A 6301-nucleotide genomic window follows, 5' to 3' on the forward strand; every position below is an offset into this window, starting at 1 on the left:
CCCATCTTGCTCGCGACACCGCCGGCGAAGTTCTCGACCACCACGTCGCAATGCGGCACGAGGTAGTATGCTACCTGCAGCCACGCGGGGTCCGCGAGATTGAGTGCTATGCTGCGCTTGCCTTGATTGTATTGGTTGAAATAACCGGCGCGATTCGGCCCCGGCACATCGTCGGCGAACGGAGGTATTGCCCGCGTGATGCACACACGCTTTTCGCTCTCGATGCGAAGCACTTCGGCACCCAAATGCGCCAACTGCAATGTGGCGAATGGCCCTGCCCACGCCCAGGTGAAATCGAGAATTCGAACCCCCGCGAGAGGCAGGTGCCTGGAGCTCAGGAGCGGACGACTTGCGACCTCGGGTGCGGCGCTCGTCCCTCTTCTTCTCAGGACTTCGTCATTGTCTTGACCGAGTTGGGGTGCGCCCGTGCGAGGAGGGGAGTTGTCGACCCCGTAGCGGGAAGGCGAGCCGGGGACCCGAATTTCTTTGCGTCCGGGATAATCCAGCGCAATGAAATAGTTGCGGTGATTCAGCTGAGTGTCGTCGCGGATGTCTTTCATGGTGTTGACCTTGGCGAACGGAATTCGCTTTGCCTGGCCGGCATGGAAGAGTTCTTCCTTGTTCCACGACGACATCCATTCTCTCATGAACAAGTTGAGCGCGTCTGAATTGGCACCGCGTGCGATACGATCCTTGAACAATTCTTCGCGCGTCCACTCGGGGTCTCCCATCAATTCGACCATCCGCTGCCATTGTGCTTCTTCGGCGCATGCCACAAAAGTGTGGCCGTCAAGGCATTCGCTGAGCAGCCATGGGCCGATGACGCGTTTTCCGAGCCGTGAGGTTTCGCGACCAGTATAAGTGTAGTGCATCAAATTCATTTCGAGCATCGCCGCGATGCATTCCTGCTCGGATATCTCGATGCTGGATGGCGCTCCGTCGTGCAAACGGTTCAGATACATCGCTAGAGCGGCGAAACATGCATGGAGTCCACCCTGGTAGTCAGCCTGATCGCCGAACGCCCTTAGCGGCGGCAGATCCGGGTACTCCGACGCGCCGGGCGCAAGGAAAGCCATTCCCCCGGCGTTTTCAATGTTCAGTGCATAGCCCTTCCAATCTTTGCGGGGGCCACTGTCGCCGAAGGGTGATATGCCAACCGTGATAAGCGACGGAAACTTCTTTGATAGAGCGTCACTTTCCAGTCCTCGAAGCGGGCGATCACAGGGATGGAAATTATGTATCAGGATGTCAGCCCTCGAGAGCAGACAATCGAAGTCGGCCTTCATGCCTGGAGCCGTTAGATCAACACTGATGCCGCGCTTATTGGCATTGAGGTAAAGAAAGAGACCGCTCTTTTCGGGGTCCGGCTGTTCGCCAGGGGCAAACGGACCGCGCCAGCGAAGGATATCGCCTGACGGTTCTTCGACTTTGATTACCTCGGCGCCGAGGTCGGCCATCAGCTTGGAGGCGAACGCGGCGGAAATTCCTTCGCCGCATTCCACCACCCTTAGACCGTTCAGAATTCCGCGATTGCGAAAATCACCGGTGGAGAATGATTGGCTCATAGCTGCGATTTACCACGAAAATGGACAAACTAAGAGAATAAAATGGAGAGCTTTTCTAGGGAGCAAGCGCAGGAGTCGATGGAACGGTTGCGCCGATTTGTCGAGAGGCTCGACGTTGCGATTTTGAGCGGAAATTCGTAGCTTGCCGGGGTGCCATTTCGGTTGCGGACTTCTACGGCCTCTCGACAATCGTGCAGATGTGGGATCTTCTGCTGGAAGCGTCTGGCGGACGTAAACCTCTTTTCGACTGGTTCTCCCCGTATCCGATGTGGCCTTCGTTCACAAAGCCTCTTTATCCGGAGGCCATGTCGTTGCGAAGCATCGCATCAGAGATGCGGTGACGGATCCGTTCGCCTCCTCAAAAGCGATTTAGGCGAGCGCAATCCGGTCGTCCGAACCTTTCGGGTGGCAGTCGACTCCAAGTTGATTGGGTCCTCCTTAAACCTTTGCCGCTTTCAAATGCGGATGGCTTAAAGGTAGCATTCGCGCGGAACGCTTGTGGAAATTGCGAAGACGGTGGTCAAGTATTGTGTGTCGGTGACTGGCATGGCTTTGGCCTCGCTGGTGCTGGTTTGCACCGCGGCTGCAGGTACCAGTGGGGAAGCCCCTTACCATGCGTTGATCCTCGGGGGTGGTGGGCCGGTGGGAGAGGCCTGGGAGTCGGGGGTGCTTGCGGGCTTGATGGAGAAAGGCGTCGAGCTCACGGCGATTGATCGCGTCATCGGTACTTCAGCGGGTGCGATCGTCGGCGCGCGTGTAGCTGGTCGAATGCCTCGTTCGGAGCTAACGAACGCAGCACTCATTCGATTCGAAGGTCCTTCGCCGCAGCCAACCGGGCCGCCGCTTCCTCCTCCGGACCTAACGTTTCTGGTCCGTAAGCTCGAACAACTGAACGAGGGGAAACTGTCTGAACAATCAGTAGGTGTCGATGTCGGAGAATGGGCGCTGAAGGTACGCCCTATTGTCAGCGAAGCGGCATTTGTCGCGAGTTTTGAGCGCCGGTTTCCACAAGCGTCCTGGCCGAGCGCCGCCTACGAATGCGTGAGCGTCGATGCGGTGGATGGCTCGCTACGGGTTTGGAACGAGTCTTCCAAGGTCCCGCCTGCGGTCGCGGTAGCATCCAGTTGTGCGCTACCAGGATTCTTCGCGCCAGTGGCCATCGACGGCCATCGCTACATGGATGGAGGCGTTCGCTCGGCGACAAATGCCGACCTCGCACGCGGATGCAAAACCGCAATCGTGTTGGCACCAACTGTCGGCCCTAGCGACGCACTGGCGAAGGTCTCGGTCAAGCGTCTCGATCAGGAACTTGAGGTTCTTCGCGCAAGCGGCTGCAGGGTCGCTCCGATCGTTCCGGATGCGGCCAGCCTGAGCGCTTTTGGGGGGACACTCGGAAATTCGGGCCGTGCAGGGTTGGCGCTGGAGGCCGGACGAAACCAGGGACTAGACAACGCGGGAAAGATCGCGGGCATTCTAAGCCACTAACCGGTTGTGCAGCGCGATCTCCAAAATTACCGTTGTAGAACGATACCGGCGCGAATTCCGACCAACTAAGGGGTGATTATCTAGGCAGTCTGCCTATAATTTGCGGTCACCTCTGGCGGGTGGGAACCCATCCCCTTAGCGGGGGGTTAGCATGAAATTGGAAGGGACTATTGATAAACGCGCCGCGTCGAGCCGGCACGTGCCCGGCCGCTGCCTTTGCGGCGCGGTGGAACTAGAGATCGACTTTCCCGCTTTTTGGGCCTGGCACGATCACTCCGCGGCGAGCCGTCGCGCACACGGCGCGGCGTATGCGACCTATATCGGTTGTTGGCGCAAGCACGCCCGCGTGGTGAAGGGCCTAAGAAGCATCTCTCGCTTCGAGGATCCGGAGACGGAGTCGATCCGAAACTTCTGCTCCCGGTGCGGTGCGCCACTGCTTTACGAGCTCAAGCGCTCACCGCATATGGTCAATATCCCACGGGCACTCTTCACCGGCCGTACAGGCCGTGAGCCTCGCTATCACGTGGCCATCGAGGAGCTGCAGGATTGGACCTACACGGGTCACCGGCTTGTCCCGCTTAAGGGCTATCCAGGTGTCGTCTGGGAACGACCGAAGTCACGCCGGCGCCGGCGCGACGTTTATGACGTGGAGTTCCTCGATCGACGCGTCCCGTCGGTGCGTGTCCGTATCGACCGGTGAAGGCATTGGTGTGCCGAGGATTTGTGCAGGCGCCCGTTGGGGTATAAAGCGCACGACACACGCGAAAGGCCGACATTTGGTTTGATCGGTGCTTGGATAGAGAGCGTCGGAAGATCTGTCTGCTCGATTCGAGGAATCGAAGTTCCGATTTGAGGGCGGGGCGATATTTTTGTTCTCGAAAGCGCGGCGTCCATGCTCACACATTCGCTATGCGCCTTGAAGACATTCCTTTCAATTTGTCACTCAAAACTAGGGTCAGACCTGCGTCCACGTTTTGCGTGGCGTAGAAGTGGTCCTGAGTGCCTGCCACAGGAACAACATTTAGATGGTCGAAGCGCGTGGCTCTCCGCCAAAGCGCCGCTGGTTCGTGAACAAAATTCACCATGTCCGCGGAGGGGCCGTGAAGCCCGAGCTGCTATCCCTGAGGCTGAAGAGTGGGCCAGTCTCCATTTGTCCAAAGCACATGCGGAATATGCTCCAGATTCTGTGCCGAACCCCCCTACCCCTGACCGAACTCGCAGCTCGCTTGACAGTCCGAGGGAAAGTGACCAACGCGCATACCGAACTCGCAATGGAGGAGTGAGTTCTAGTACAGTGGTAGGCGATTCCATTTACTACTGGGTGCTAACAGTGCGCCACGTCGGAGCATCGACGAGTGAAACAGCATTGATTGTTTAAGGTCCCGTACCCGAAAGGTAGGAGCTCGATGAAGGCAATATTTAATCTCTACCTCTTGCTCGTAGTCGTCGTGATGACAGGCCAACCAGGCTCCGTCGCCCTATGCCAAGAGCAGGGAAGTGCTCACTTATACAATCAAGGCACGGAGACAACTATCAAAGGTACGGTAGAAGAAGTCAAAACTGCCTATTTGCCAGGCGGCGGCGCAAGCGCGCAGGCACAAGGACAGTTTAGCGGCCCGATTTATCTTAACCTCAAGGCTGACTCGGGCACCTTTAGGGTATATTTGGGTCCTTCCTCGTTTCTGGAATCGAAGAGCTTCAAATTCGCGAAAGGTGATCAGATTGAAGTGACCGGTTCGAAGCTCCCGAATGGGGATGCGATCATCGCGCGTGAGGTCAAAAGAGGTGATCAGGTTCTGGTCCTGCGGAACGCGCAAGGGATTCCTCAATGGGCGGAGGGCCGTTGACCCGTCGTCTTTGCCAACTGCCTCTTGGCGCCTGTCAAGTCGCGTATCGGTGGAAACCTTTGCGAAAAGAGAACGATCAACCTGCACACCTAGTGTAACCAAGCGTGCTTTACTAGGGTCTTCTCGCAAGACACGAGGATTGTGAGTCCTTGGCGCGCCGGCGCCGCGCGACCTGACGCTAAGGTTCTCCACCGGCGCATCCCGGTCCGCGCGTGCCCCCTTCGTCCAGTGAGAAAGCACCTGCGTGGCCCAAGATATGAGTGGCCGCCGGTTGGATAAAGCGCGTAACCTATGCGTAAGCTTCGATCGCCGGGTTGGTCGCTGCTGGCGTAAAGAGGCCGATGCGAGGAATCGAGGATCCGATTCGAGTCCGGAGCAATATTCGCCCCCACGTGCGGCTCAAGAGGTGTCCGAGTTGACTCACTGTGAGCCGTGGGCCGAGCTCTTCCCGAAGTCGGGCATCTCCCTCGCGGATCTGCTGATTACCCGGATGCAGTTCGGTCCGATTGCTGACATCCGCGGCGGGGTTTGTCAGCGGAGCCAGCAGGCTCCTCATGGACGTCGGCATTGAACCCGTAACGCTTGGCCGTGAGGGTGACCATGGATCGTGGGGATCGGCGCCGAGCGCACCTATTTTCCTGACCGATATTTTGGCGGCGCGCCTGCGGGGCGCGGAAGCTGCTACGTGGCACCCGCTAACTTGGGGTCTCAAGGGGGGGTTGAGTCACGCGCCGGGGCAGGGATGCATTGCGCCGACGTCATCTCTGAGCCAAAGAGCGGATCGTGACGTAGGAAATCGCGGTCCTCCTCGCATGCCTGCTTTGTTTTGTAGGTGTGCCAGACGCCGGTGGTCGGTACGATAGTCGCGTTTGTTGAACCAGCTGTCGGAGCTTGCGTAGGTGCGATTAAGTTCCAGTCCACCAACAGCAGAACGGCAACGGCGACCTGCCCAAGCCTCATATCAACCGGCTTAGCAAAGGACCAAGTGGGCGCATAGAAGATTCGGAGGATTCCGCATCGACGATCTGCATCTCGACCAATTTGTCGATTTTGGGCGCTCTTAACGACGAGACGAGGGACCACAAATTGGAAAAGTGAAGAGCCGAAGGAGTTATGTTGATACTGGTTCGGGACGCAGAAGCAGGGGGCCGCAAAGCCACAAGCTGAAAAGGGTCGCTTCTAGAACGAGCACATGAAGGTTTAAGCGGATGCGACTGTACTTCGACTGCCAGACCGAAGCAGCCTAAGCGGATTTATCTTTCAAAGCTCTCCACTTGGACTTGTCCGTGGCTCCCCTATCGTGCAGTACTCATCTGAGTGGAGACCCTCATGGACGAGAAAACATTATGCAACCTTTCGATTCGTGAACTCGCAGGGCTGCTTCGCAAGCGAGAGCTCTCATCG

Annotated in this window: 4 protein-coding genes; 3 read left to right on the forward strand and 1 reads right to left on the reverse strand. The window is 57.7% G+C overall.

Annotated features, from left to right (window positions below):
• Positions 1 to 1565 (reverse strand): CoA transferase (locus tag VGI36_18795; GenBank protein HEY2487197.1); only part of this gene is annotated, 1565 nt, incomplete at its 3' end.
• A gap of 498 nt (positions 1566 to 2063) precedes the next feature.
• Here VGI36_18795 and VGI36_18800 point away from each other — a divergent pair.
• The 3 genes from VGI36_18800 to VGI36_18810 all read left to right on the forward strand — a co-directional run bounded on the left by VGI36_18800 (position 2064) and on the right by VGI36_18810 (position 4897).
• Entirely contained in the window at positions 2064 to 3050 is a 987-nt protein-coding gene (locus VGI36_18800; protein ID HEY2487198.1) for a patatin-like phospholipase family protein, read from the forward strand.
• A 151-nt stretch (positions 3051 to 3201) separates the two neighbouring features.
• The gene (locus VGI36_18805) at positions 3202 to 3750 is read left to right on the forward strand and encodes a GFA family protein (protein ID HEY2487199.1); all 549 of its coding nucleotides are present in this window, start codon (positions 3202 to 3204) and stop codon (positions 3748 to 3750) included.
• Between the two features lie 706 nt (positions 3751 to 4456).
• Positions 4457 to 4897 (forward strand): hypothetical protein, encoded by a 441-nt coding sequence (locus VGI36_18810; GenBank protein HEY2487200.1) that lies wholly within the window; start codon positions 4457 to 4459, stop codon positions 4895 to 4897.
• The last annotated feature ends 1404 nt before the right edge of the window (positions 4898 to 6301 follow it).

The sequence above is a fragment of the Candidatus Binataceae bacterium genome, from assembly GCA_036495685.1.
Classification (GTDB): Bacteria; Desulfobacterota; Binatia; order Binatales; family Binataceae; genus JAFAHS01.